Annotated in this window: 23 protein-coding genes, 2 tRNA genes and 1 pseudogene; 9 read left to right on the top strand and 17 right to left on the bottom strand. The window is 44.2% G+C overall.

Translation table 11 applies throughout. From position 1 onward, the window contains the following. Positions 1 to 4: 4 nt before the first annotated feature. A complete protein-coding gene (locus B4G81_RS12205) occupies positions 5 to 1,060 on the bottom strand; it encodes an efflux RND transporter periplasmic adaptor subunit (protein ID WP_294082873.1) in 1,056 nt (351 codons plus the stop codon). A gap of 250 nt (positions 1,061 to 1,310) precedes the next feature. On the opposite strand from B4G81_RS12205, the gene B4G81_RS12200 reads away from it, so the two are divergent. The 6 genes from B4G81_RS12200 to B4G81_RS12175 all read left to right on the top strand — a co-directional run bounded on the left by B4G81_RS12200 (position 1,311) and on the right by B4G81_RS12175 (position 6,673). Further along, complete coding sequence (locus B4G81_RS12200) at positions 1,311 to 2,198, top strand: helix-turn-helix domain-containing protein (protein WP_294082871.1); 888 nt, start codon at positions 1,311 to 1,313, stop codon at positions 2,196 to 2,198. Positions 2,199 to 2,662: 464 nt separating this feature from the next. Continuing rightward, entirely contained in the window at positions 2,663 to 3,484 is an 822-nt protein-coding gene (locus tag B4G81_RS12195) for a sulfite exporter TauE/SafE family protein (RefSeq protein ID WP_294082869.1), read from the top strand. Positions 3,485 to 3,491: 7 nt separating this feature from the next. Beyond that, positions 3,492 to 4,220: a phosphatidate cytidylyltransferase gene (locus tag B4G81_RS12190; RefSeq protein ID WP_294082868.1), complete on the top strand. Its 729-nt coding sequence runs from the start codon at positions 3,492 to 3,494 to the stop codon at positions 4,218 to 4,220. A 10-nt stretch (positions 4,221 to 4,230) separates the two neighbouring features. Beyond that, positions 4,231 to 4,905 carry a hypothetical protein gene (locus B4G81_RS12185; RefSeq protein WP_294082866.1) on the top strand — a complete coding sequence of 225 codons (675 nt, stop codon included), beginning with the start codon at positions 4,231 to 4,233 and terminating at the stop codon, positions 4,903 to 4,905. Positions 4,906 to 4,940: 35 nt separating this feature from the next. Continuing rightward, the gene (locus B4G81_RS12180) at positions 4,941 to 6,044 is read left to right on the top strand and encodes an SDR family oxidoreductase (RefSeq protein ID WP_294082864.1); all 1,104 of its coding nucleotides are present in this window, start codon (positions 4,941 to 4,943) and stop codon (positions 6,042 to 6,044) included. 41 nt (positions 6,045 to 6,085) lie between these two features. Then, positions 6,086 to 6,673 (top strand): CDP-alcohol phosphatidyltransferase family protein, encoded by a 588-nt coding sequence (locus B4G81_RS12175; RefSeq protein ID WP_294082862.1) that lies wholly within the window; start codon positions 6,086 to 6,088, stop codon positions 6,671 to 6,673. A gap of 141 nt (positions 6,674 to 6,814) precedes the next feature. On the opposite strand, the gene B4G81_RS12170 is transcribed toward B4G81_RS12175, so the two are convergent. Both B4G81_RS12170 and B4G81_RS12165 read right to left on the bottom strand, forming a co-directional pair. Next, positions 6,815 to 6,898, bottom strand: a tRNA-Leu gene (locus B4G81_RS12170). Between the two features lie 8 nt (positions 6,899 to 6,906). After that, positions 6,907 to 6,990 (bottom strand) — tRNA-Leu (locus tag B4G81_RS12165). A gap of 228 nt (positions 6,991 to 7,218) precedes the next feature. Between B4G81_RS12165 and B4G81_RS12160 the strand changes: the two genes are divergently transcribed. After that, positions 7,219 to 7,470, top strand: coding sequence for a hypothetical protein (locus tag B4G81_RS12160; protein WP_294082859.1), 252 nt, complete (start codon positions 7,219 to 7,221; stop codon positions 7,468 to 7,470). Positions 7,471 to 7,543: 73 nt separating this feature from the next. Here the strand turns inward: B4G81_RS12160 and B4G81_RS12155 are convergent, their stop codons facing one another. Together B4G81_RS12155 and B4G81_RS12150 are read right to left on the bottom strand one after the other, a co-directional pair. Further along, the gene (locus B4G81_RS12155) at positions 7,544 to 9,529 is read right to left on the bottom strand and encodes a PspC domain-containing protein (protein ID WP_294082857.1); all 1,986 of its coding nucleotides are present in this window, start codon (positions 9,527 to 9,529) and stop codon (positions 7,544 to 7,546) included. A gap of 7 nt (positions 9,530 to 9,536) precedes the next feature. Then, positions 9,537 to 9,893, bottom strand: coding sequence for a PadR family transcriptional regulator (locus B4G81_RS12150; protein WP_294082855.1), 357 nt, complete (start codon positions 9,891 to 9,893; stop codon positions 9,537 to 9,539). Positions 9,894 to 10,175: 282 nt separating this feature from the next. Between B4G81_RS12150 and coaBC the strand changes: the two genes are divergently transcribed. Beyond that, entirely contained in the window at positions 10,176 to 11,387 is a 1,212-nt protein-coding gene (coaBC, locus tag B4G81_RS12145) for a bifunctional phosphopantothenoylcysteine decarboxylase/phosphopantothenate--cysteine ligase CoaBC (RefSeq protein WP_294082854.1), read from the top strand. Positions 11,388 to 11,414: 27 nt separating this feature from the next. Then, on the top strand, positions 11,415 to 13,112 hold the full coding sequence (locus B4G81_RS12140) for a M23 family metallopeptidase (RefSeq protein ID WP_294082853.1): 1,698 nt from the start codon (positions 11,415 to 11,417) through the stop codon (positions 13,110 to 13,112). Here the strand turns inward: B4G81_RS12140 and pncB are convergent, their stop codons facing one another. From pncB to B4G81_RS12080, 12 genes and pseudogenes are all read right to left on the bottom strand, one after another. Continuing rightward, positions 13,113 to 14,285 (bottom strand): nicotinate phosphoribosyltransferase, encoded by a 1,173-nt coding sequence (gene pncB, locus B4G81_RS12135; protein WP_294082851.1) that lies wholly within the window; start codon positions 14,283 to 14,285, stop codon positions 13,113 to 13,115. A gap of 114 nt (positions 14,286 to 14,399) precedes the next feature. Next, a pseudogene (locus tag B4G81_RS12130) lies at positions 14,400 to 14,666 on the bottom strand (transporter); the annotation flags it as partial. A gap of 79 nt (positions 14,667 to 14,745) precedes the next feature. Continuing rightward, on the bottom strand, positions 14,746 to 15,039 hold the full coding sequence (locus tag B4G81_RS12125) for a PG0541 family transporter-associated protein (protein WP_294082849.1): 294 nt from the start codon (positions 15,037 to 15,039) through the stop codon (positions 14,746 to 14,748). A gap of 33 nt (positions 15,040 to 15,072) precedes the next feature. Further along, a complete protein-coding gene (locus B4G81_RS12120; RefSeq protein ID WP_294082847.1) occupies positions 15,073 to 18,195 on the bottom strand; it encodes an efflux RND transporter permease subunit in 3,123 nt (1,040 codons plus the stop codon). Between the two features lie 85 nt (positions 18,196 to 18,280). Then, positions 18,281 to 19,291 (bottom strand): efflux RND transporter periplasmic adaptor subunit, encoded by a 1,011-nt coding sequence (locus tag B4G81_RS12115; RefSeq protein WP_294082845.1) that lies wholly within the window; start codon positions 19,289 to 19,291, stop codon positions 18,281 to 18,283. Positions 19,292 to 19,452: 161 nt separating this feature from the next. Continuing rightward, complete coding sequence (locus tag B4G81_RS12110; protein ID WP_294082844.1) at positions 19,453 to 20,895, bottom strand: TolC family protein; 1,443 nt, start codon at positions 20,893 to 20,895, stop codon at positions 19,453 to 19,455. 7 nt (positions 20,896 to 20,902) lie between these two features. Beyond that, positions 20,903 to 21,499, bottom strand: a complete 597-nt coding sequence (locus B4G81_RS12105) for a TetR/AcrR family transcriptional regulator (protein WP_294082843.1) — start codon at positions 21,497 to 21,499, stop codon at positions 20,903 to 20,905. Between the two features lie 311 nt (positions 21,500 to 21,810). Then, complete coding sequence (locus B4G81_RS12100) at positions 21,811 to 22,578, bottom strand: LytR/AlgR family response regulator transcription factor (RefSeq protein ID WP_294082842.1); 768 nt, start codon at positions 22,576 to 22,578, stop codon at positions 21,811 to 21,813. 42 nt (positions 22,579 to 22,620) lie between these two features. Beyond that, positions 22,621 to 23,730, bottom strand: coding sequence for a sensor histidine kinase (locus B4G81_RS12095; RefSeq protein ID WP_294082841.1), 1,110 nt, complete (start codon positions 23,728 to 23,730; stop codon positions 22,621 to 22,623). A gap of 428 nt (positions 23,731 to 24,158) precedes the next feature. Next, positions 24,159 to 24,629 carry a hypothetical protein gene (locus B4G81_RS12090; RefSeq protein ID WP_294082840.1) on the bottom strand — a complete coding sequence of 157 codons (471 nt, stop codon included), beginning with the start codon at positions 24,627 to 24,629 and terminating at the stop codon, positions 24,159 to 24,161. A gap of 28 nt (positions 24,630 to 24,657) precedes the next feature. Beyond that, a complete protein-coding gene (locus B4G81_RS12085; RefSeq protein WP_294082839.1) occupies positions 24,658 to 24,855 on the bottom strand; it encodes a hypothetical protein in 198 nt (65 codons plus the stop codon). Positions 24,856 to 24,870: 15 nt separating this feature from the next. Then, the gene (locus B4G81_RS12080; protein ID WP_294082838.1) at positions 24,871 to 25,809 is read right to left on the bottom strand and encodes a UDP-3-O-acyl-N-acetylglucosamine deacetylase; all 939 of its coding nucleotides are present in this window, start codon (positions 25,807 to 25,809) and stop codon (positions 24,871 to 24,873) included. Positions 25,810 to 25,864: the final 55 nt, after the last annotated feature.

The following is a 25,864-nucleotide window of genomic DNA, read 5'->3' as shown; positions in this document are numbered from 1 at the left end:
TTATTTATTCTACCACATCAACCATTGCTCCCGGACTCACATTTCGATAACCTTCCGTAATAAGTATATCGCCTTCATGCAGTCCGCCGGTAACAGTGATGCCATTACCGATAAAACTGCCGACGCTTACTTCACGCTGAAATGCTTTTCCTTCTTCATCCACCAACCAGACGAAGTGTTTCCCGGAATGATCCAACTGAACGGATTTAAGCGGCACGACAATATTTTTCCATGCGTCGTCTTCCGGACCGTCACCACTTGTCAGGTAAGCCTTGCAAACCATGCCCGGCAACAGTTGATGGCCTTTGTTTTCCACTTGCACTTTTATGTCGTAGGTATGCGATATGGGATGTGCCGTCACTCCTTTTTCGATAACCTTTCCTTCAAACGAGCGGTCGTTAAGCGCCGGGACAACGATATGACTTTTCCCGCCCGTCCTGACGGATGATATTTCACGCTCGGGTATCGCGATCTTTATTTTTATGGAATTTATATTCATTATACTATAAACCGGTATGCCGGGTGACACATTGGCTCCCGTTTCCAGGTAACGTTTGCCTATAACGCCTGAGTAAGGCGCATATAAATTACAATCTTCCAGATTTTTGAGGGCAATTTTTTCCGCCGACTCGGCTTGCTCCAATGCTGTCTTTACTTCCACATATTGTACTTCGGGAAGGCTATTGTTCTCATGCAGGGCCGACAAGCGGTCGTACCCGTCCCGGGCCCGGTTAAGCGTTGATTTCGCTATATTATACATATTTTCCGCCGAACTTGTATTCAACTTTGCCAGGAGTTGCCCTTTTTGAACGGCCTCCCCCTCCTGCACTGTCATCTGTTCAATAGTACCCATTGTCAGAAAACTGACATTCACGGAATTCTCACTCTCTACGGTCCCTACGTATTCTGTTGTATAGGTACCATTGCTGTATGCTATCTCCTGTACCTTAACCCGCACTCTCTTCGAACCCGTACTGTCTTCCGTTTTTGAGGAACAAGACACATGCATAGCCAATATCAGTAAGCAAATGCTCCCTGAAATAAACCCGGTTTTATTCATAATACTGCTTTTTGGGTGTAAAGGTGCGCCAATTAAGTATAAGGAAGGAAATCAAATATTCGTCAATTATGTTCAAAATATCGCTTTTATATTTTTCTAACGCCCAATTCACTATATTTACATAATAGTAGGATGCGCCTCGGAAATGCTCAAACAAGTTTGGCATTCTCTCGGCTTTCGCTATATTTGCAGTCCAGTGTAGCATCTGTTTATTTGTTTTATAGCCAAATGGATAACAACTATCAGGTTTATGAATAAAGGTAGATATGGAAGAATTTCGTTGGAAGATGTATCCAGACAAGCTCCGATAACCGGGGTGAAAAATTTCATCCTCTCGGATAACGGAGCCCGGATAAAAGACTACTCTTTTGATTTTCAACATCCCAATATAATAGAGGACATTGCCCTGGCAATTTGTGTAAGGGGAAACGCCCGCGTAAAAATAAATCTCCAGGAGTATCATATCGAACCGAACATGATTATTACGCTTTTGCCTAATTATTTGCTGGAAATATGTGATTACAGCGATGACTGGTTAGTAGAGTTTATTTTTATTTCTTTCGACTTTGTTTCTGACTTTAAACTAATTGCCGAGACAGATCTTTTTGAGCAAATAGGAAAAATCACTTGCCTGAAGATTAAGGAAGAGGAAATGTTAAACCTGCTCGATTTCCATGCATTCATCGTAAAAAAATACAAAAGGGAGGATCACCTGTACCGGGAAGAAATAACCAAGAGTTTATTGCATACGCTTGTATACGAGGTGCTTCAATTGCTGAACACTTACGAAATAACCCAAAACGGTAAAGCCTTATCCCGTAGTGAAAAGCACTTGACACATTTTATAGGATTATTATTCCAGTTTCACAGGCAGGAAAGAAGTATTAAATTCTACGCGGATAAAATGTTCCTTACGCCCAAATATTTATCAAAAATAATCAGGGAGGTCAGTGGAAAATCGGTTTCGCAATGGATCGACGAAATGGTCATCATGGAAGCCAAAGCGATGTTGAAAAGCTCCAACCTGACAGTCTTACAGATATCAGAAAAGCTGAATTTCCCCAATGCTTCATTTTTTGGCAGTTATTTTAAAAAAAGAACAGGCATCTCTCCTATCCAATACCGGGAAAGTGGATAGTCATCCCAAGTGTACCGATGGGCACCTGTATTACCGAAAGACCTCTGATAATAGTTTCAAGCATTTTAGGCGGTTGGCCGGGTTATTACTGATGCACTAAGCTACCTGAGGCATATGAAACTCGAAGTCCTTACTAAGCCTTCGGTATTACTCGAACCAGCATTAAAATCTCACGAAGTATGTGCTTTCGTTTGCGATTATCGTTCAAAATACCTAATATTGCACTTTATTGGCTGTTTTAAGTCGGTTGGATAAGTTTTATTTATTTTTTCTTTACTCCAACTTACCCACTAAATTGGAAATGCATCCCGGAGGAAATCGAATAGGTTCGGTATCGTTTTTTTATATTTCAGCAGTCAAAATAGCTGTTTAGGTATTGCTCCTTTATGAATTTATTGGGGTGTGGCATTACTTTTGCAGTTCGTATCGTAATCTTTATTCAACGGAATTTAAAAAAAATCAATTTGTCCCGGATCGATGACGGAGAATTAAAAGTCATGTTTTTTCATTCGGATATAACACCTATTTATTATGTTTTACCGGCAATCGGCTTCATAGTCGGTTTGTTTGGAACAATGCTGGGTGGAGGTGGAGGTTTTATTTTCCTGCCTCTGTTGACGCTTCTGTTGCATGTTCCTGCTTCCGTTGCCGTGACGACTTCTCTGGTGGCTACTTTACCTATTTGCATAGTGGGAGTATTGGGGCATGTCAAGGGCAGAAACATTGCTTTTAATATTGTGCCGGTTTTTTTACTTATGGGTATTGCCGGCACTTTTGCCGGTGCCGCGATTGCCGGCTGGATCAGCAGTGAAAAGCTAAAAGCCGCGTTCGGGATCTATGCAGTCCTCATCGCGGTCAACCTCCTTCACGACACATGGAAAAGGAAAGAGAGAAATCAAACAGCACGGAAACAGCGGAAGGGAACAAAAATTATAAAAGGATCGTTTTTCGGATTGATGGCCGGATTAATCACCGGTGTCTTTGGCGCCAGCGGCACTGCTCCTGTGTTGGCCGGACTGCTCTCCATGGATATCCCGTTGAAAAAGGTGATCGGCACCTCCCTTCTGGTTGTCTTGGTCAATACCGTGTTCGCTATAGGTGCCCACTCGCTAGTAGGGCAAATCGACCTGACATTGGTATATTTTCTCACTGCCGGATCAGCACTGGGAGCAATCCTGGGTCCAATGTTACTTTCCAAAGCCAATGTCGGTAGTTCGGAAAATAAAATCAGATATGGCTATGCCGCGGTAATGGTTGCGATAGGAGTTTTAATGATCATCAAATAGATACAATATGATTTGGAATATTTACCTGATTATACTGACTTATTTTCTTCTGGGAGGGATTGGTTTTTATCTTATCAACCGCAAAAAGGATCCTATAATCACCCGGAAAAGCTATACCAAATTCATCGTTTATTTTTTCATTGTGAGCGGCTTGTTTTTCAGCATCACAATAGAACCTGTCGTTTTCCGGTACCTGACCGTGGTAATTGCTGCCGTGGGAGTGGTAGAACTGAACCATTTATTCAGGATGTCGAAGTATAGTCAAAAAAGATTTTTTTTCCTGTCACTAACAATTTTTGTACTTTTGTCCGCAGGTTTCTGCTATTTTGGCACTCTTGACAAAAACTTAATATTATTCACATTCCTCGTCCTTTCCATCTTTGACGCCTTTAGCCAAATAACCGGACAGCTATGGGGTAAAAGGAAAATATTGCCGCGGATTAGTCCAAATAAAACTTTGGGAGGAATGGTCGGCGGTGCCTGTGTGGCATTGGCCAGTGCGTTCCTGTTGCGTAAACTGGTAAACATATCTCCTGTGAGCCTGTTATTCCTCTCCGTGGGAATTATCCTTTTTGCTTTCATCGGAGATTTGGCTGCCTCTTATTATAAAAGGAAGTACGAAGTGAAAAATTTCAATGAGTTGATTCCGGGCCATGGAGGCTTCCTCGATCGTTTCGACAGTCTGGTCGCCGGTGGCGCATGGGTCGCTTTATACAGCCAACTGGCAGGTATTTAAATAAGAAAGTATGGTAAATATAGTCGCAATAGCATTTTTTTACTTGATAGGGGTCGCCGCTTTCCTTATCATTAACGAGTTAATATATCGAAGGATGGGGATGCAAGGTGAATTCACCCGAAAGTTCGCCCATTTTGCCACGGCATTGGCAACCTTGCCTTTTCCCTATATTTTCCCTTCACACTGGTATGTGCTCGTGCTGGCTTCTGTTTTTGGCTTGTTTTTATTTGCCACATGGCGCAGTAGGCATTTAGGTTCTATCCACTCAATCAACCGGAAATCATGGGGTAGTTACCTGTTACCCCTTTCCATCTATCTCACTTTTCTGGTGTCGGATCTCGCGGAAAACAAATTCCTTTACATATTGCCCATGTTGATCCTGGCAGTCTGCGACCCGCTGGCGGCCATATTAGGCATGAACATCAAGAAAATGAACGGGCAGATAAGAATCTTCGGGAAATCACTCCAGAAAACATGGGTAGGATCAGGCGCATTTTTCGTTTTAAGTTTCCTGATCAGTATTATTGCCCTCTATCTCCACCTAAACGTGTTAGACCTGAAAACTTTTTGGCTGGCCTTTGCGGTGGCGACAGCCGGCACACTTGCCGAACTGGTTTCATGGCGCGGAGTCGATAACCTCACAATCCCTTTCAGCGTGGTATTGGTATTGCTCCTTTTCCTATAAAAAGATAACGAATAGAATAAAAATATATGTCCAAAATGAAAAGAGTAATAATAAATGGGGCAAACGGCTATGTCGCGTCCCATTTTATATTGGAATTGTTAGAGAGAAATTATGAGATAATTGCCTTGATCAGGAAAAATGGCGGATGTTCGCCTGAAGAACGAATGAACAAGACATTGGCGGAAATTACCGGTGGTCACTACCGTCCCTCCAAAAACTTAAAAATATATGCTTACTCGTTGATGGAAGAAGATTGTGCTATATCACCGGAGCATTTGAAAGAGATATTCAGCATGCCGGCGGATTATTTTCACTTTGCCGCCAGTCTGAAATATGATGCCAAATCGAAAGAGGAGATATTCAGAACCAATATTACCGGCGTGGAAAATTCTATTCGTATGTTCAGCCGCCACACACTCCCCGGTTCCCGTTTTTTCATGGTCAGTACCGCCTATTCCTGCGGGCGGTACAATGGGCTCTTCAAGGAAGTGTTTTATGACAATAATGAGGATATCGCAGGATTCAGGAATTATTATGAGCAGTCGAAAAGATTCGCAGAAAACGTGCTCAGAAAGCATATCAACGAGAATCATTTGCCGGGGCATGCGATCCGCCTGTCACAGGTAGTGGGCGACAGCCGCACAGGGGTGACCAAAACCGATTACGGTATTTTTGATTTTGCCCGTCGGGTGCATAGCTTGTCCCACCGGCACCCTAACCGGACCATACGTATCAAGATCGATCCGGAGGCAACCCAAAACCTGATTGCGATCAATACCGTGGTAAATCATCTCGTCTGTATGGCCGAAACACCTGAATTGCCGGTCATCGTGAATATGGTCTCCAAAAAGCCTGTGAGAAGTGGTTATATCATTGAAAGCCTGAACAGGCTGTTGCCCATCCGGCTTGTCCCCGACAATACAATAGAGACGGCCGATATGGATGTGTATGAGCGGATCATGTCCATAGGAATGTCCTTTACCGGTGCTTATGCTCAAAATAATTTGGAATTCGACACAACCAACCTCGATTCTATCTCCAAGATATCAAATATGGACGAAGAAGCCGTGTTCCGGATGCTGGAATATTTTATAAGAAGTTTGTCAAAGCACAAGACACTTGCTCCGGCAGTAGGATAGAAGTGGTTAGGTGATTAAGTAAAAATAAAAGTTTTAATTGTATGAAAAAATTGTTGTGGAAAGGAGAAAATATCCTGAATGTGCCAAATGCACTCAGCTTGTACCGCCTGTTGGCATTTCCGTTGATCCTCTATTTTGCGCTGACCGGACAGGAGAAATGGTACACCATTTTTCTATGTATCAGCCTTGTAAGTGACATCTTGGACGGTAACATAGCCCGATACTTTAAGCTGCAGACCAAATTCGGGGCTGCACTCGACAACCTGGCGGATGTTTGCACCTATTCCATGGCTTTCCTGGGACTTTTCCTGTTCAAGTGGGCCGACATAGCGCCTCATGCCTGGATTCTATACCTGTTCCTCGCCATTTTCATCATCAGCTATCTTGTATCCTTTATCCGTTTCGGGAAAATTCCCGGCCTCCATCTCTATTCTGCAGTCTCGGCAGGGTATCTCCATGGGATTTTCTTTTTCGTATTGTTCGCTTTCGGATTCTATACCTGGTTCTATTATCTGGCACTGATATGGGGCATTCTCGCCTATACCGAAAAAATACTCGTACTTTTGCGGCTCGATGATATCAAGATCGGAGTAAAAGGGCTGTACTGGCTGATAAAAAGTGAGAAGTAACAGGATAAGGTGTGACGGTATTTATGTACCCCCACACCCGAAAAGATTCAGTCATTTTTTTCTTTTTCTGAAAGCCATCCGATTTTCAAGGAAAGACTTTACTGAAAATGAAATAGAACAAGTACAATGGTAAGTAATTAGTGCGCAGGATGAGACTCGAACTCACACGCCGTAACCGGCACTACCCCCTCAAAGTAGCGTGTATACCAATTTCACCACCTGCGCTTTTGGGGTGCCCAGAACAGGACTCGAACCTGCACGTTGTTGCCAACACTAGTCCCTGAAACTAGCGCGTCTACCAATTTCGCCATCTGGGCGCTATCATCAAATTCAGCCAGAAAAAACAGGCCTCTGCCTGGTGCCATCCGGAAGTCCGGATTTATTAGCTGTGTGAACCGTCGGTTCTTGATTTGCGGATGCAAAGATAATAGTTTTTTTATACCTGAACGAATATTTTAAAAATTAATTTTAAACAACTGCCAGCACAAAAAAATATATTCAGTTGCTGCATCCCATTGGAAAATCATCACTTCCAACCGTCATTTATGAAGGGAGCATTGTTATACGTCACAAATAGATTCCATATCTTCGTAACTTCAATTAACAGTTTATCGCCTGCCACCGGTTGGAAAAACGACTGGATGCCGGACTGGGCACATGCGAACCCTGCCGAAATACGGCAATCCGGTGATTGGACGATCCTCTCCGGAAAGATTGCCTTGCCTGAAGGTGAAATGCTTCTAGGGGACTCATACCGCCGACTCGATAATGGACTGCTCAATGGATGTAGCTGTTAAAAAAGGGAAGCCGCTCCCAGAGGGGAAACGGCCTTCCTGATTCATAATGAAAAGACAAAATTAAAAAAGTAATCTATATAGAATCAATAGATATGACTACGCTCGCTTCTCCCTCTTCAAGGATATCTACAGGCAGATAATTGGCGTTGCGTGAACTGTTCCCGATCCTCTTGCGCACCGCCGCCGGAGGCCTGTTCTCCTTGTAATCACGCAATGCTTCGCTCATCTCTACGATCTTCCCGGCAGGAACAGATATCTCCACGGTAATACTTTGGTTCCTGAATCCCTGTTCCACCGGCACCGACAAAAATTCGGGAAGTAACAGCACGGAGTCGTTCTGGAGAACTTCATAAGAGAACTGCGATATATCAGCTTTAGCGGTACGGAGATCCTTGCCATGTATGGCGGAGATAACCCTCACATGGAATAACGAATCGTTGCTCTTGCCTATCTGCAGGTTGATATTGTTGAAGAGCAACGAATCTTCATTAATGGAGAGATAGGGCAGTTCATCAATATCAATATGAGTCCCGGGACCATATCCCGTTTTGAACTTGAACTCGGTATAATCTTCCGTATAGGGCAACATCTCCACATATAATTTGCCCGATGTAATGGGTGCGACAGGGACAATGCTTTCTGAAGAGCTTTCCACGCTGAACGTATCGGCAATACGGGTAGCAAGCACGACTGAAGTCACCAGCCCCACAATCCAAAGGAAGGATGAGACAAGGCCAATGGCCGGGCGCGATTTGGCTTTCATCACACGGCGAACGATCCATGTAACGACCGCTACAATAGGCACAACAAAAAGTAATCCCAATGCGGTATAGAGCAATGTGGTTTCAAGACCCGGGGTGATAAACAGCGATTTCAGCGACGAAAGATGTGTGCCTGCCACCAATAATGTGACAAAAATAGAGATCAGCATCAACAAGAATATCCCGACAAATGAAAAGAATATGATCTTCAAAAATATAACCAATGCATTCAGGCATCCAGATCTCGCCGGCTGCGATACTGGTGTCGTATATCTTTCAGAAATAGGTGGTTCAGGAGGCATTTCTTCCATTTCGCTTATTTCTGTTTTTTCACCTGATCCCCCTATACCGGAAGTGTCATCTCTATTCACTGACCGGACATCCTCTTCACTGCCATTACGATTTCTTGAACTCGCTACGTTGTCGGATACCTTTTCCCGGATGGAGCGGATATAGTCTTCTTCACCCATCATTTCCAGCTTCTGCTTTACCGTCCTTGCTGCAGGAATAATCGCCCAAAGGACCACGTAAATAATGATCATACTCGAGTTGAGATTCCAATTGAATCCTACATTATCAACAATCCGGTTTAACGGAAAAATAGAAATCATCCCTATCATATTCAAAATCAATGGCGTGAGGAATAGGAGTCGGGGTATCCACGAATCAATACGGAAATAGGCCGCAATACCACCGCACACACCGCCAATGAAACGATCATTGGGATTACGGTAAATCCGTTTGGAAACATTCGACTCTAACTCCTTTGGTTTTAAGACAATCCATAATACAATATATATCCAAAACAGAAATCCGAAGAACAATACAAACAGAAGCCGTATCCATACGGGGTCGGTTTTGAAATAGTGCGCCAGACCACTGCAGACACCTCCTATAATCCGGTCGCTTTCATTCCGGTAAAGACTCTGGCGACCGCTACCTGTTACCCGGGATTCATTTCCGGATCCACCGGAATTTTCCTTACCCGACTGGGAAAAAGGAAACGCCTGATCCTGCATAAATTCCTCTTCATAATCCGAATCAAACTCCTGTGGTCTGCCAATACTGTCAATAATAGCTGCCACATCCTCATCGGTAATACAATTGATGCCATGCTTCAAACGATTGCCAAATAATTCGGCGATTCGGCATTCGATATCATTCACAATCTCGTCGCCGCCTTCTTCCCGAGAAAAATAGGCTTTAAGACTGTCAATATACTGCTTCAGGATCACATAAGCAGTTTCTTCGATAGCAATCACCTGTCCCTGAAAATTAATGTTGATTACTTTCTTCATATGGATTCTATTCTGATTGATTTTGATGTGACTCATTTCCCTTGCAAGTAAGGGTCTCTACTCCCTTTGCCAATTCATTCCACGTGGCTTGCAAAAGAACATAAAACTCTTCCCCTTTCTCCGTCAGACAAAAATATTTGCGTGGAGGTCCCGAAGTACTTTCTACCCATCTGTAGGTGAGTATGCCCGCATTCTTCAGTCGATTGAGTAAAGGATAAAGGGTTCCTTCCAAAAGCTGGAGCCCGGCACCTTTCATCTCGTCGATAATATCGCCCGGATAAGCTTCACCCCTTTTGATGATGGAAAGGATACAATATTCCAGAACCCCTTTTCGCATCTGGCTTTGCGTATTTTCAATATTCATTCCTATATTATTTAACAGCACAAAGATACCTAAAGCAAGGTATTATGCAATACAAAGTACCAAACACTTACCGCAAATTAAATTTATTTAACTTCAAAACCACCAAATAGGTTCCCAAAGGAGTTATTAGGAGTTCTATTCTTGTTACTTTTGTATCGTTTTCATCACGCCGACCAGAAAATCAGGATTACTTACGGCTTTATCATTACTTTCCGATAAACCGGAACGAGTAGTCCCGATTCATCGGGATCATCGAATTATCAAATCATCGAATCAACCAATATGTCACTTCAAGGAAAACATATTATATTAGGAGTTACCGGAAGTATTGCTGCTTACAAATCGGCTATTCTCACCCGGTTATTGGTAAAGAAGGGGGCAGAAGTACAAACTGTGATCACGCCCGCGGGAAAAGAATTCATCACTCCCGTGACGCTCTCAGCACTGTCAGGGCGCCCCGTAATCAGTGAGTTTTTTGCCTCAAGCAACGGCACCTGGCATAGCCATGTAGATCTGGGATTATGGGCCGATTTGATGATTGTGGCACCCGCAACGGCTTCTAGTATCGGGAAGATGGCCAATGGCATTGCAGATAATATGCTGGTCACCACTTATCTTTCGATGAAAGCGCCGGTCTTTGTGGCACCGGCCATGGACCTCGACATGTACCGGCACGTCTCCACCCAACGTAATATCAAAAAATTGAAAAGCGACGGAGTACATATCATCGAAGCTACCGAAGGCGAACTGGCCAGTCATCTTGAAGGCAAAGGCCGGATGGAAGAACCCGAAAATATCGTGGCTATGCTGGAACACTTCTTCGCAACCGACCATAATCTTGATAAGAAGAAAATCATGATCACAGCCGGACCGACATACGAACGGATCGATCCGGTACGCTTTATCGGCAATTTTTCGTCGGGGAAGATGGGGTTTGCGCTGGCTGAAGAGTGCGCTTCACGGGGAGCGGAAGTAGTCCTTATCACCGGCCCCACAGCATTATCAGCTTCCCATCCCAACATATTAAGGGTGAATGTGGAGTCGGCCATGGAGATGTATGATGCCGCTTTAAAAAATTTCCCGCAGATGGATGCAGCTATCCTTTCCGCCGCAGTAGCCGACTATCGACCGGAGCAAAGGAGTGATAAAAAGATAAAACGGTCGGACAAAGAACATTACACCCTCTCATTGGTATCCAATCCCGACATAGCCGCTTCACTCGGAAAACTAAAGAAACCGGGGCAACTCACTATCGGCTTTGCGTTGGAAACAAGTGATGAAGAGCGTAATGCGACAAAGAAGATGGAGGAAAAAAATCTCGATTTCATTGTGCTCAATTCTCTGAACGACCGGGGAGCCGGATTCGGACATGATACAAATAAAGTAACGATCCTCTCACGCCACGGCGAAAAACAGTCGTTTCCGCTAAAATCAAAAAATGACGTAGCGAAGGATATCATACATACAGTTTTTCACTCTTGCCTTGACTCTTGATTCTTATTTTTTACTTCTTATTTCTTTATGATGTTTCGATTTAAGCTACCACTCATATTTCTCCTGTTTTTCAGTATCTCTCTCCTATCCTATTCACAACAGTATAGAAATCCGGTGACCCTTCCACCGGCGCTCAGTGCGAACTTCGGTGAGTTGAGGAACAATCACTTTCATTCGGGGATTGACTTCAAGACGCAACAGGTAGTCGACAAGCCAATCGTGGCAATCGAGGATGGATATATCTCCCGCATCGGCATCTCCCCCGGCGGCTATGGACTGGCGCTATATATAGATCATCCGTCCACCGGACATACCAGTGTCTATGGGCACCTCAACAGCTTTTCCAAAGAAATTGCGGAATGGGTAAAGGAACAGCAATACCAACAGGAACGGTTCAGCGTCACCCTCTATCCTGAGCCGGGACTCTTGCCGGTAAAAAAGGGAGAACAAATTGCCTTGAGTGGCAACACCGGGGGTTCCGGTGGTCCTCACCTCCATTTTGAAATACGGGACACCCAAACCGAGGAACCGATGGACGCATTGGAATTCCTGCCGGCCATCCCCGATACCCGGAAACCGGATCTTCAGGGAATCGCCTTCTATCCCGTAACGGGAAAAGGAGTGATCAACGGCAGCAGTCTCCCAATCAGACTGAATATCGGCAAAGACAAAGCGGAAAATCCGCTGTCATTGCCAAGAGTGATTGAAGCATGGGGACGCATAGGCATAGGTGTGAAGGCATACGACCGGATGGATGGTCAAAATAATATCTACGGCGTAAAACATATCCGTCTTTTCGTGGACGACCGGCAACTATTCAGCAGCACCGTGAACCGCTATTCCTTTGCTGACACACGCATGCTTAACAGCTTCGTCGACTTTGAAGACTGGAGAAAACGCAAGTCTTTCTTTATGAAATCATTTATAGAACCGGGCAACACCCTCCCTTTCTATGAAGCCGAAAACAATGGATATATCGATATTGATGAAGAGCGTCCTTACCATTTCCGGTATGAGCTGGAAGACCATCACGGCAACAGGCTCACCTACCATTTCACGATCAACGGGAAAAACCTCCTCATCCCCGAAAAGCCCGAATGTGCCCACTGGATGGCATGGAACCGATATAACACCTATATGGATACCGGTTTCCAGTTGCAAATCCCGAGAGGGAACCTGTATGACGACATCTGTTTCTCTCACTCCTCCACAAGAAGTCCCAACCATTATTCAGACCTGCACCAAATAAACAACACCCCTGTACCGTTACACGATCGAGCGAGCATCTGGATCGGAATGCATACCGATACTTTACAAAACAAACAGAATTACGGCATCGTAAAAGTCAACGCCAATGGCTCTGAAAGCTGGGTCGGTGGAGAGTATATCCATGGAGGAATCATGGCAGGTATCCGGGAACTGGGCGACCGCTATACCATTTCCGCCGACACAATTGCTCCGGTTATCACCCCTGTCGAACCGGCCACATGGGTAAGCCGGAAGCGTATCCGCATCAGGCTTACCGATAACAAGAGCGGTATCGCTTCATTCCGGGGAGAGATCAACGGCGACTATGTATTGTTTACACACGACATTAAATCGTCGGTTTATACTTATCAGTTCGATGACGACCGGTTGACCAAGGGGCAACAACAGGTATTCACCTTTACCGCCATCGACGGCGCCGGCAACCGCAGCGAATACCAGTACAGTTTTTATTATTGATTACAATCCCAATACCGCTTGTGCAATAGCTATTTCCCGCTCACTGCCGGTATGTTTCCCCTCCACGTCCGACAGCTTGATGCACTCCTGCCACTCCTCACGGGCTGTCATCTTACAACGGAAAAGCTTCATTACGATGTTCATCCCCTTGATATTGTTGCCCACGTCGGCAGTCAGGTTCGTGCCAATTCCAAAAGTGGCACCAATATGGTTGCCGCAATAATCCTTTATCTGAATCGCCTTATCCACATTCAGGCTGTCGGAAAAGACCAGGTATTTCAATTTAGGATTGACACGCAACTCCTCATACCGCCGGATTACCTTGTCCACAAACAGCAATGGGTCACCACTGTCTTGTCTCAAGCTGGTAAAGAGTGATGCATGTTTCTTACTGAAGTTACGCAAAAAGACATCCGTAGTATAGGTGTCGGTCAATACGGTACCCAAGTCGCCGTCATATACATTGATCCAGTTCTCCATCGACATATAATTGGCCATCTTATACCCGTAGAGCGACCCATGGAACTGCACCCATTCATGCGGATGGGTTCCTGAAACATTCAGGTCATGCTTAAAGGCCATGTAAACATTACTCGTCCCATAGAGGCTGTCTCCTGCATGCCGCTTCAGCAATCCCGTCACCCGGTCTTCCACATCGGCGCTGAATCGCCGCCGCATCCCGAACAGGGAGACCGAGAGATTATGTTCACGCATCTTCTTCGCTTTTTCCAGTGTCACCTCCTCCATATATTTCAAATCCGGGTAACGACCTGTTTCCCGGAAATAGAGTTCCGAAATGGTCGCCAGGATAGGCGTTTCCCAAAGGGTGACACGGTAAAGAAGCCCATGCGCTTTGATATGCAGCTTACTTCCTTCCATGCAGATATCCAGCTCCGACGGATCGAAACGGAACCCTTTCAGAAAATCGATATAAATGGGCGGCAGGTAAGGCATCTGCTTCCTTACAAATGCCTCCTCCTCTTTGGTGAGGGAAAGGTGCGTCATCTCCTCCAGCTCTTTCCTCAGCAACCGGTCGAACCCCTCAGGATAATCGCCGTTGCTGCGGTCAATAAATTCAAACTCGCCGTATGCCCTCGGGAAGAGCTTTGAATAGGCATAACCGGTGGTAAACTTGTAAAGGTCGGTATCGAGGATACTTTTAATGATTGCCATATTTTTCAAATATTACAGATAAACGCCGGACGGGGTCATTTCGTTCATCTGTTTGCAAGGGTAAAGTGCTCTTTAATTCATCAGTTTATGAGGGCATCACCGTTATACACATCTTTATAAGAACGTTCCCATTAGTTGTATCATTACAATCAGCAATACCATGGCAATAGGATATACGATAGCGTAGGCCACACTGGGGCGTGTACTGTCAGTCATTGAATCAAAAGGTAGCCAATCCCGGGGTGCTCGTCATACCACCCGCAAAGGCAAGCCATAGGTTTGGAATGAGGAGAAAAGGGTGGCTCCTGCAGGTGTACCCACCTCGGCGAGGAAAAGTAACAGGCCTAATTGCCGCAATAATTGGTTCGACATTCCCGACACAATTCCAGTAGCAGTGCGATAAAAAAAGCCGGACACATCCTGTATGCCCGGCTCTCGACTTAATGTAGTTTACTCAGAATCACATCATATCCTCAACATTCCACACGAAGGCACGAAGACCCAAGTTGGGCGACTCCTCATCGAGTGTTCTTAAATAGTTTAACAAAGGTTTCACCCTGTCGTCCTCTACTATAGTGAGGATAGCATTATTTAAAGACGGCCATGCGTGGGTACCATAATGTGGCTCACCTTTAACATTTCCGCGACCGCGCACATCTTTCCATGCTGTAAAACCACGTATATTAAGCGAACTCAAGTTATCCACAATTTCGACGTAATGCGCTTGGTCTAAAGTTATCATTACTGCTTTCATATTTTCACTTTTAATTTTTCATTTAGGCACTTTTTAACCGGCCACTACTTCCCGGTGTTTTTTCCGTTGCCGTTTCACTCCATTTCCTCCAAAGATTGCATAGAGAACAGGAATAAGCACAAGTGTCACAACGGTTGAGAATGTCATACCTCCAATGATAGAGATACCAAGCGTTTGCCACATCTCAGAACCCTGTCCTGTGCCAATAGCCAACGGTATCATACCAAGTATGGTAGTAAGAGTCGTCATCAATACCGGGCGCAACCTCGATTTTCCACCATCTACCACTGCGGTGATAATCGACATTCCCCGCTCCCGGTTCAGGTTGACATAGTCCACCAGCACAATGCCGTTCTTCACCACCATTCCTACAAGCATCACAAGTCCTATAAGCCCCATAATCCCGAGCGGTTGCCCTGTAATTGCCAAGAGCAGCAATGAGCCTATAAACGCAAACGGAATGGAAAGAAGGATAATGAACGGGTATGTGAGCGATTCAAATTGGGATGCCATTACAATATACACCAAAAGGATAACGATCACAATCAACATGGACAAGTCTCCAAAAGCCTCTGCTTGGTCTTCAATGGATCCCCCCATTTCTACCTGTATACCCATTGGAACGTCCAAAGATCTGATGGTATTGCCTACATCAGCGGCCACGTCACTCAACGCCCGTTTATAGATAGAACCGGTGATGGTCACTATTCGCTGGCGATCTTTGCGTTCGATCTCGGGCAGCGACGAATCTTCTATCACCCTTCCCAAATCCCGCACACGCACACCCACACCCATCGGGTTATATATCATGATATTTTCAATATCATCTATCGATTGGCGCGACTGCTCGTCATAACGTACACGAATGTCATACTCTTCGCCTTCTTCACGGAAATGCGTCATGGTCAATCCGTTTATCCGGTTGCGGATCGCATTGGCAGCAGTTGACATGGTCAGGCCGTTAAGGGAGAGTTTTTCCCGATCGAACTCTATCTGGTATTCCATCCGGTAATCCTTACGAGAAATATTGAGGTCCCGCAAGCCCTTTATATCCCGCAATTTCGCTTCCACCTCTGCTGCGAGTGCATCGGTTTCGTTCAAATCATGACCGTAGATATTCACATCAATCGTACTTCCTCCCCCCATTGCTCCGGTAGTTCCTCCGGGTGTCACCACATAATTGCTGATAGCCGGGATATTGGCAAAGTCTTTGCGCAATTCATCGGAAATTTCAAAAATAGACCTATTCCTGTACTTGGCTTCTTTCGTACGGACATTGAAACTCATTATCTGCGGTCCGTTTTCTTGCATGGAAGCAAACATATTGTCTTCGTCTGCCTGTCCTACAGTAAACGAATTGATCTCTATCTCGGGATATTTCTCTGCAATCAACTGGTTGATCTGCAATCCTACTTCACGAGTGATCTCCATCCTTGTACCGGTAGGTAATTCCACGGTCACTGAAATAGTGTTATTGTCTGAACTCGGCATAAACTCAGTTTTCAGGGTGATCGCCGAGATGACAGCTCCTACGATGAATACCCCAATGATTACTGTCAATGTCAATCCGCGTCTTCTTACCACGGCATTCACCAGCCTGCCGTAAGCGATATCTATCTTGTCGAGTATCGGAATAATACGCTTATTGTACCACCTGTCGAATTTACTATCTTTCGCCTCCTTCGCAGATTTCATCATTTTGGCACTCATCATTGGAGTAAGAGACAAAGCAATAATCATGGAGAGAGTGATGATGATAGTCACCATCCATCCCAGCTGTTTAAACATCACTCCTGCCAGGCCACCCACCAATGTCATCGGAAGGAAAGCCGCTACAATGGTCAACGTAGATGCAATCACCGAAAGCGACACCTCTTCGGTACCGTAAATCGCCGCCTGGCGCGGACGGCTCCCCCGCTCGATGTGGGTAGTAATATTTTCCAATACCACGATGGCATCGTCCACCACCATACCGATACATATCGAAAGCGCGGACAGTGATATAATATTGATTGTATTTCCCGTAATATAGAGGTAGATAAACGAACCTACCAGGGAAATCGGCACAGCCACCATGATAATGATGGTTGCCCGCCATCGTCCCAGGAAGAACAACACAATGACTCCCACAATAAGGAGGGCGAGCAAAATCGTTTCCAGCAAGCTATCGATGGAAGTTCTGATATTGTCCGAGGTATCGATCACCGTTACTATCTGGATATCGGGAGGGAGATTTTTCTGCAACTCGGGCAGCTGCGCTTTCACCGCATTGGCAATCTCCATCGTATTGGCACCTGTCTGCTTCTGGATCATGATGGAAGCACTGCGCCGGCCGTTGGTGTAACTTTCCATTACGTTTGTCTGCACGGTATCACGCACTACTCCTACATCCCTCAGATAAACAGATTGTCCTTCACTGACACCAATCACTATACCTTCCAATTCCCTACTCTCGGAAAACTCTCCCTGAAGGCGTAACATATAGGTTTGTGAACCCACATCAAGATTACCGGCAGGAATATTCACGTTTTCCGCCGCAATTTTCTGGGCGATTTGCTCCAGGGATATATTGTAAGCCTCCAGTTTTTCGGGGAACACATTTACCTGCACTTCACGCTGTGGTGCCCCGGAGATGGAGACCGTACCCACACCCGATATCCTGTTGAGAGGAGCTGCGAGCTGGTCGTCGAGAATTTTATACAATGCGTTGGCACTTTCGTCCGCTGTGGCAGAAAGTATAATCACGGGAACCATATCGGTACTGAATTTCAAGAGCATTGGATCTGAAACACCGTCAGGCAGATTGCTGGTCACCAGGTCCAACTTGTCTCGGATATCATTCATGATGATATTCATGTCCGATCCCCAATTGAACTCGAGCATAATCACCGATATCCCATCCTTTGAAGTGGAGGTAATTTCTTTGATATTTTCGGTAGAGTTCAAGACATCCTCCAAAGGCCGGGTAACGTTTGTCTCCACGTCTTCGGCACCTGCACCGGGATAAGAAGTCATCACCGACACCATATTCACTTCTATATCGGGCAACAAGTCTACCGGAAGCTGCCGGTAAAACATTATCCCGATAAGCACTATTCCAATAAAGATCAAAGAAGTCCCGACAGGATTCTTGACTGCTGATTCATATAATTTCATATAATTCTCAATTATAAATTGGGGGTTGGATTAAGGATAACTACATCTTTCAGTCTCCCTTTCTCCTCGTCTCCCCAGTCATATTTCATTTTCCCACTTGCACTTCAACGCCGTCAATCAGACCGGTATTTCCCTGCACGATTACTCGGTCGCCTACTTGTAACCCCGACACGATCTCATACTTATCCCCAAGCCTGGTTCCCAGCTCCACTTTTGTGTACGATGCCTTTCCATCCTTTTCGAGGAATACATACCTGTCGTTCGATCCGCTCTGCTTCAACACAGCCCTGTCAGGCACGACGGGGTGTTCATTGGTGCCAAAATTAAGCGTCACCCGTGAGAACATTCCCGGGCGAAGACGTTGGTCGCTGTTGTTCACTTCAATTTCCACCGGAAAAGTACGTGACACAGAGTTTATCGTGGGGTAGATCAAAGAGATTTTCCCTTCGAACATTTCTCCCTGTAAAGCATCCACCGCTATCTCAGCGGGCATGCCCAAGGAAACCCTACTGTAATATGATTCAGACACGTTGATAATCACCTTGACGGGATTGATATTTTCAATGGTCAATATAGGTGCCCCGCCGGCCACATCACCCGGATCATAGTTTCGGGCAGTCACCACCCCGCTTATGGGGCTTACCAGGCCGGTATTCTCACCGATGTTATTGAGGGCGGTCTGGGCCACATCGAGCTGTGTTTTCAGTTGATCCAACTGCTGTTTGGAGACACCTCCCACTTCATACAATTCCCTGTATCGCTCATAGTCACGCTTCAATGTTGCCAGTTGTGTCTCCTGCTGGGAGTAATTGGCGGCATCCATTGTCACCACCGTCTGCCCTTTCGACACACGGCTGCCCACATCCACATGAATGGTTCTGATACGCCCACCCATTGCCGGTGCGATATTATTGACGGTCTTCGCCTCCACAGTAGCCGTGAAAGAAGACAATTGGTCCACAGGCACTAATCTGACCTCTTCCACGGTCACGTTTTTTTTCACACTCTCCGTCTCTTGTTCACCTTTTGCACCACATGAAGGGAGCGCCAATAGGGCTGCCAGCGGTATAAATTTGAGAAAGTTTCTTAGTTCCATTTGATTTTATTTATTTAGTCTCAATTTCTTTATTTTATATTTAAGTCTGCTTCTATAAATCTTCTTAAAACGATTTTCTCACAATATCTTGTAAGGATAATAAAATCTGAAAAAAGGGATTCAATAGGCATTTATATTGTAGCCTTTATAACCGGATCAATTTACAAATCATAACCGAGGGTTTTTTCCAAATCGGCCCGGGATGCCAGATAATCATAAATAGCATTCCGATATTGCAGTTCTGCATTGGTCACTGCCAATGCGGCCGCATTCAGGTCCACAATGGTACCCATTCCCGTGTCGTATCTCTTCCTGGTGATCTCGTACCCTTTATTCGCCTGTTCCACCGATGATTCTGCGGCCACCACCTGTTCAATACTTTTATTGATCAGCTCCACGCTGTTCTTCACAGACAGGTCCAGACTGCGTTTCAGGTTACGGCGTTGTTCCCGTAACTGGTATAACTGGATCTGGGATTGTTTGATATTGTGATGCCGTTGTCCTCCGCTAAAGATGGGGATAGCGAGGGTGACGCCCACCACCGAATAGGGATCCCAACGATAGTCGCCGAACTTGAAATTGTTATTCTGGCTCATGTAGGAATAATTGAAAGACGAGGTGAGCGTAGGCAAACGTTGCAGTTTATTCATCTCATGCGCGTTTTTCGCCTGCATGGCTTGCAAGTCTAATTGTCTCAAATCACTATTCCCCGGAAGATTATTATCATCCGGAACGATGGCTTCAAACATTGAGTCTTCATATTCAGAAAGCGACCCTACAATCTCTACAGGCACTTCCGCATCGATACCCATCAGCATTTTCAATTGCAGTTCCGAAATCTTCAACATACTTTCGGCCTGCAGGATATTGGGAATAATACTTTTGAGACGCACGTCGGCGGTAATGACATCATATTCTGCCACAATCCCCTGATCAAATTTATTTTTAATATTTGCCAGGTTCAACGAGTCGTTCGTATAAGTTTCCCTGAACAAGTCATAACTGTCTTTGGCCAATAATGTACTGTAAAAAGCCTTCTTTACCTGGTATGTCAAATCGATTTTTGACGCACGCGATTGCTCCACGGCCATTTCCAGGTCAACCTTGCTCATCTGGACGTTTTTCCATAATGACGGAACTACGAGAGGTAAACTGACGTTGACTCCTCCTGTCCACATGTTTTTTCGTCCCACCTGAATACCCTCATCCGCTGCATCGGGATCGGGTGCCATCAACTTTCCCAATACAGCCGCGATCTCCTGCTCTTCCGGGGTAAGATTTCCCGCACCACCGGAACCGCCACCAAAAAGACTACCCATATCCGTATCCAGATACATCGTCTGGCGTTTCAGCATACGTTGGAACTGTCCCATCAGGTCAACCTGGGGTAACAGGGCGCCATAGGCACTTTTTTTTGCATAGTTTTTTTTCTCGATCTCCATATCGGCCACTTTGACCAGGGGATTTTCGTTCAAAGCAACTTGAACAGCCGTCTCCAGGTCCAGATGCAATATCCCGGAGTCCGTTTCCTGCGCATTTGCGGCGGATAACCTGAACAATCCACACACCGCCATCAAGGCGATACCAATTTTTGTAACTCTCATAAAATTATTAATTATTTGAATGGGCTATGTTATCAATATATTTGTCAATGATTTCAATGCCCTTATAGGTAGAAATTCCGCGAAGCATATTCACCATTATATTGGAAATTAAATCTGTGCGGGAGAAAGAAATTCTCAATGAATAAATATTGCTTATTATTACATAATAATTTAATGTTTCATCGATATTCAAATTTTCACGAAAATAATTGTCTTGTATTCCCTTTTCCAGCAATTCTTTCAAACAGGTATTGTTTTTTCCTATTTCATCCAGAAAGGACTGGTAAATCAGAGGGTAATATTTATAGATATCGTCCCAAAATCTTGCCGTGGGCAGCTGAATATTTTTATACTCTTCAATTATTTGAAGGCATCCATCTATGATATTCTCTGATTGATCGATGAGTATATGAATGTTATGTTTTATTTTTTCCTGAGAAATGAGGATACACTGCTTTAGAATATCCTCTTTATCTTTAAAATTCATGTAGATAGTCCGTTTCGAAATACCTAATGAAGAGGCCAGATAATCCATCGATACATTTTTAATACCATCACGGATAAAAAGAGATGTAGCCTGTTGAATGATTCTTTCTTTTATCATTGTATTCTTTAGTGAACTGAATATCGTTTCAAAAAAATCTTCTTAAGCTGTTTTTTACTTAACACGGTTTATCGATTTTTGAAACTCTGGAAACCGAAAAAATTTCTTTTTTGACGATACAAAGTAATACCACAAATGAGCAGATTGTTGTGGTCAGGATTCCTAAACGGCATTTTTAAGAGCTGAAATATAAAATAGCAATACTCAACTTAGGGCAATTATAGCTAAAGTGCCGGTATTTTTACAAGAAGGTTAACAGATTGGAAATAAAAGCATGCCTCCGGCAGGGAGAATCATATATCAATCATATATCAATCATCTGTCCTCATGTACCATTCTTTAAATTCACCGGCACGGGCACGGCTCACAATGATCCTCTCCGGGGTAGAAACAGAAAGATTGACAGCCAGTTTCCCGTCGAACCATATCGACATGTCGGTTACGGCTTTATGAGAGATAATAAACTGCCGGTTTGCCCTGAAAAAAAGGTCAGGATCGAGTTGTTTCAAAAAATCATCGAGCGAGGTATCCATCATATAGTCACGCTTATTGAAGCAGACGATCTCGGCCTTTTTATTTTGGGAGTAAATAAAGGCAATATCGTCGGATGAAATGGGTATCAATTTATCCTTGAAAGGGATAAGAAAATTCCTCTGGCGATGTTTGCTGAACTGGTTGATACTCTGCATTATCTGCGTGATAACTTCGGAATTATTGGAATTGGGCACAAAGTTCTTCAGTTTGGTCAATGCTTTTTCCAAACTCTTTTTACTGATTGGTTTGAGCAAATAGTCTATACTGTTCACTTCAAATGCTTTCAGTGCATATTGATCGTAAGCTGTCGTAAAAATAATAGGGCAATGAATCTCGATACTTTTAAAAATAGAAAAAGAGTCTCCATCCGCCAAATGGATATCCATAAAGACTATGTCGGGGAGCGGATTGGTTAAAAACCACTCTATACTCTCGTCCACATTCTGCAATACGGTGAGGATATTCATATTTTCGTCTATCGACGTTAAAAGCCTTTCAAGATTCTGTGCGGCAGCAAATTCGTCTTCTACAATGACAGCGTTCATTTTTTTGAGAATAAAAAGTAAAGATAGAGACTTTTGATTGTTTTAATTGACAAACTTATCGTTATATTTATCCAGATTTTTTATCAATGGGATCTCGACCCTGAAAACAGCATCATCGGCCTGTATTTTGATATTTTCCCTGAACATCAACCAGTACCGTTCATTCAGATTCGACAATCCCAGACCGTTTCCCGGCCTTATATCCTGCCTTCTCTGAAGATTATTTTCCACAATGACCGATTCCGCCTCCGTCATCCGGATGGTCAGTTTCAATGGTTTCTGCCGACTGGCAATATTATGTTTCACTGCATTTTCTACCAATGTCTGTATGGCGAAAGGCAGGATATAGTACTCCGGATGGTCGTCCGGTATCCGGATATCGACAGAAAGGGAATCCCCGTACCGGATCTTCATCAAATAGATATATGATTCGGCAAACTCCAGTTCTTCTGAAAGCGTCACTACCGAATGTTCCTGTATTGTATATCTAAATACGGATGAGAGCTGCATCACGTATTCATGCGCGCGTTCATCGTCATAACCGATCAGTCCGCTGAGCGAATTGAGCGAGTTAAACAGGAAATGGGGATCGGTTTGATTTTTCAGCGCGTTATACCGGTTCCTGAAATTCTCAATGGCCAAATTTTTGTTCTCTTCCATTCCCTTCTGGTTTTTAATGGTCAGGTAGATCAGGGAAGTGACAAAAATGGAAGTAATGAAAAGCATCATATCCTTGATAAACTGAACAATAGAATACTGATATGATGTCAACTCACCCTTAAACCAAATACCTAACAATTGTGAAATGGCAGTGCTTACAACACCTACAAACAGAAACAAAGCGAGAACCGAGAACCAGGCTCTCTTTCTATTATTGTGGTAACGTTTAATAATCCAGAATTCAATCCGAAAGAAGACATACAACAGCAATATATTGATTACAAACAAACTCGCATGCTGCAGGTAAATGCCTGACCCGGATAGCCTTCTGGAAATCCTTTCCCCGATGTTCTCTCCCATATAGAAACTATACAGCAAGACAATCAGCTGCACACAAACAAAAAATATGTTCAACGACAGGGCAGATAAAAATGCCGTTTTATTATTTAATTGGATGACGGAATGGTTTTTTTTTCGAGCTATTTGACGCATAAAAGTTGTATAATCTAAATAAGTACACTTATCGATAAAAGTGACCGGTGTATATAAACCACATTGAAACTCAACGGACTTGGGATATTATTTCCCGTTGTCCGTTGAGTCCTGAAGAAGAAGAAACTTCATCCTGTTTGAGGAGATTGCCCCTATCTAACTTTCACCTTTATCCCATCAAGCGTGCGATGCAATCCTATTACCGGCAATTCTGCGCATGGTTGGAGTATTTAAAGCCAAGGATCGAGGCAATCTCTTTATCTTGATCACTTCCTTAGAAGCGATATCCAATCTCTTGTTTGATGATACAAAGATATGGCCTTAAAACGCTGTATCTCCCTGAAACCGACTCAAACGCTGTTTTTGGCTACCGAACTAAAACATATGCATATCGTATTCAGTGATTTACCAAAAGACAACTCACTGCGCTAAAAGAGTGTATACCGCACACTCACTGCAAACCCGTGAAACCAATAATCGTTATAACTGTTGGTGAAGTTAAAAGACGGTTTCCAGTCCAGCGCAACCACATAGGGCGTGCGGGCAATACTATATTCCAGCCCCGCCATCATATCGACACCCAGCAACAAATTGCTTTTGTGTTTATCTTTATCGTGGTGTATACCTCCCACATGACCGCCAAGTCCCAGGACCCACGAGAAATCGGAAGAACCCGGAAGGAGTTTCTGGTACTCATACATTCCCACAACCTGAAAATACCGGGGTGAAATAGATAAAATTAATTCACCGGGATTTTCATGAGTGAAGAAATGCTTCAGCGTTAAACCGCTGTCATACCCCAACCTCACCCCCAGGGCTGTATTATAATTTTGTGCATGGAGAGTGGAAGTGAGTACCATGACGGAAAACACAGTAAGAAACAATTTGGTAAATTTCATAAGTGAGATATGTTATAATTCAAAGACACTATTTCCTGACGAAGCAACCGGCTAATCCTCCCAATAATGAGCCATATATGCTATTGACCCACCATTCCGAAGAAAATCCGAAGGTACCATCATAGATTCCATAATATTGCCAGTAAAAATATCCGGCTATCAACCCCAGTACCATCCCTAACAAAGGAGCAATGTTTTTACTGAAAAATAAAAGAATAGTTCTCATACCGATTGCAGATTTCTATACAACCTCCACCATTTCAAGGACCGGCTTCATTTGCATATGCTCAATGATATTCCGTGCGAACAGGTTATTGACCCTATGGCCGGGACGATTCGCTATGATGGTCCCTTTCATAAACTTCCCTACAAGCGAAATATCCCCCAACACATCCAATAACTTATGCCTTGCAGGTTCATTAGGGAATAAAAGCGGCTTATTCATGATATATCCCAATTTATCGACCTGTTTCCTCTCTATGCCCATGACATCGGCCAACCGGTCCAGTTCCTGCTGTGGAATAAGTTGATCATAAATGACGATGGCATTGTCCAGATCGCCCCCCTTGATCAACCCGGTTTTCAGGAGACTTTCGATTTCTTTGATAAACACAAAAGTCCTGCACATCGATAGTTCCTTTTCAAAATCGGATAAATTCTCCAGGGAAGCATTTTGTACCGGCAAGACATCCGAATCGAACGCAATTTGCACATGGACGCTAAAACTGTCGGAGGGCAATAATCGCAGAAAGGACCCTGTTTCAGCGTCGAAATATTCAACTTCATGATCCACCTCGTAGTAAATCCTCTCTTTAGACTGCTCCTCAATACCCACCCGATGAATATTCTTCACGTACTCTGCAGCACTCCCGTCGAGTATGGGAAATTCAGGTGCATCAATTTCAATGAGACAATTATCAATTTCACAGCCGTAAAGCGCTGCCAGGGCATGTTCTATCGTAGCCACCTCTACCCCGTCCACAGACAAGAGGGTACATCTCTGGCTATGAATTACATTTTCAGCAGAAGCCGTAATTACCGGTTTCTCCTCAAGATCGGTCCGTTTTATTTTATACCCGAAATCCACAGGTGCCGGACGGAATGTGATAGTCGACTTTAATCCTGTATGTAGTCCTTTTCCCTGAATAGAAAAAGTTTCTTTTATAGTTCTTTGTTTCATCTTTCTTCTTCGTTATTCATTTGTTTGGATGGCAATGATTATCATCTTCATCCCA

The sequence above is a fragment of the Proteiniphilum sp. UBA5384 genome, from assembly GCF_002410825.1.
GTDB lineage: Bacteria > Bacteroidota > Bacteroidia > Bacteroidales > Dysgonomonadaceae > Proteiniphilum.
Note: the sequence above shows the minus strand (reverse complement) of the source record. Positions and strands in the feature narration are given on the sequence as shown.

Coding starts and splice junctions, on each gene's coding strand:
- B4G81_RS12175 (WP_294082862.1), top strand. CDS start 6,086: ATGAAAAAATTGTTGTGGAAAGGAGAAAATATCCTGAATGTGCCAAAT.
- B4G81_RS12100 (WP_294082842.1), bottom strand. CDS start 22,578: ATGAACGCTGTCATTGTAGAAGACGAATTTGCTGCCGCACAGAATCTT.
- B4G81_RS12125 (WP_294082849.1), bottom strand. CDS start 15,039: ATGAAAGCAGTAATGATAACTTTAGACCAAGCGCATTACGTCGAAATT.
- B4G81_RS12205 (WP_294082873.1), bottom strand. CDS start 1,060: ATGAATAAAACCGGGTTTATTTCAGGGAGCATTTGCTTACTGATATTG.
- pncB (WP_294082851.1), bottom strand. CDS start 14,285: ATGGCAATCATTAAAAGTATCCTCGATACCGACCTTTACAAGTTTACC.
- B4G81_RS12185 (WP_294082866.1), top strand. CDS start 4,231: ATGGTAAATATAGTCGCAATAGCATTTTTTTACTTGATAGGGGTCGCC.
- B4G81_RS12080 (WP_294082838.1), bottom strand. CDS start 25,809: ATGAAACAAAGAACTATAAAAGAAACTTTTTCTATTCAGGGAAAAGGA.
- B4G81_RS12150 (WP_294082855.1), bottom strand. CDS start 9,893: ATGAATATTGAAAATACGCAAAGCCAGATGCGAAAAGGGGTTCTGGAA.
- B4G81_RS12120 (WP_294082847.1), bottom strand. CDS start 18,195: ATGAAATTATATGAATCAGCAGTCAAGAATCCTGTCGGGACTTCTTTG.
- B4G81_RS12115 (WP_294082845.1), bottom strand. CDS start 19,291: ATGGAACTAAGAAACTTTCTCAAATTTATACCGCTGGCAGCCCTATTG.
- B4G81_RS12095 (WP_294082841.1), bottom strand. CDS start 23,730: ATGCGTCAAATAGCTCGAAAAAAAAACCATTCCGTCATCCAATTAAAT.
- B4G81_RS12190 (WP_294082868.1), top strand. CDS start 3,492: ATGATTTGGAATATTTACCTGATTATACTGACTTATTTTCTTCTGGGA.
- B4G81_RS12180 (WP_294082864.1), top strand. CDS start 4,941: ATGAAAAGAGTAATAATAAATGGGGCAAACGGCTATGTCGCGTCCCAT.
- B4G81_RS12155 (WP_294082857.1), bottom strand. CDS start 9,529: ATGAAGAAAGTAATCAACATTAATTTTCAGGGACAGGTGATTGCTATC.
- B4G81_RS12090 (WP_294082840.1), bottom strand. CDS start 24,629: ATGAAATTTACCAAATTGTTTCTTACTGTGTTTTCCGTCATGGTACTC.
- B4G81_RS12085 (WP_294082839.1), bottom strand. CDS start 24,855: ATGAGAACTATTCTTTTATTTTTCAGTAAAAACATTGCTCCTTTGTTA.
- B4G81_RS12110 (WP_294082844.1), bottom strand. CDS start 20,895: ATGAGAGTTACAAAAATTGGTATCGCCTTGATGGCGGTGTGTGGATTG.
- coaBC (WP_294082854.1), top strand. CDS start 10,176: ATGTCACTTCAAGGAAAACATATTATATTAGGAGTTACCGGAAGTATT.
- B4G81_RS12160 (WP_294082859.1), top strand. CDS start 7,219: ATGAAGGGAGCATTGTTATACGTCACAAATAGATTCCATATCTTCGTA.
- B4G81_RS12105 (WP_294082843.1), bottom strand. CDS start 21,499: ATGATAAAAGAAAGAATCATTCAACAGGCTACATCTCTTTTTATCCGT.
- B4G81_RS12200 (WP_294082871.1), top strand. CDS start 1,311: ATGAATAAAGGTAGATATGGAAGAATTTCGTTGGAAGATGTATCCAGA.
- B4G81_RS12140 (WP_294082853.1), top strand. CDS start 11,415: ATGATGTTTCGATTTAAGCTACCACTCATATTTCTCCTGTTTTTCAGT.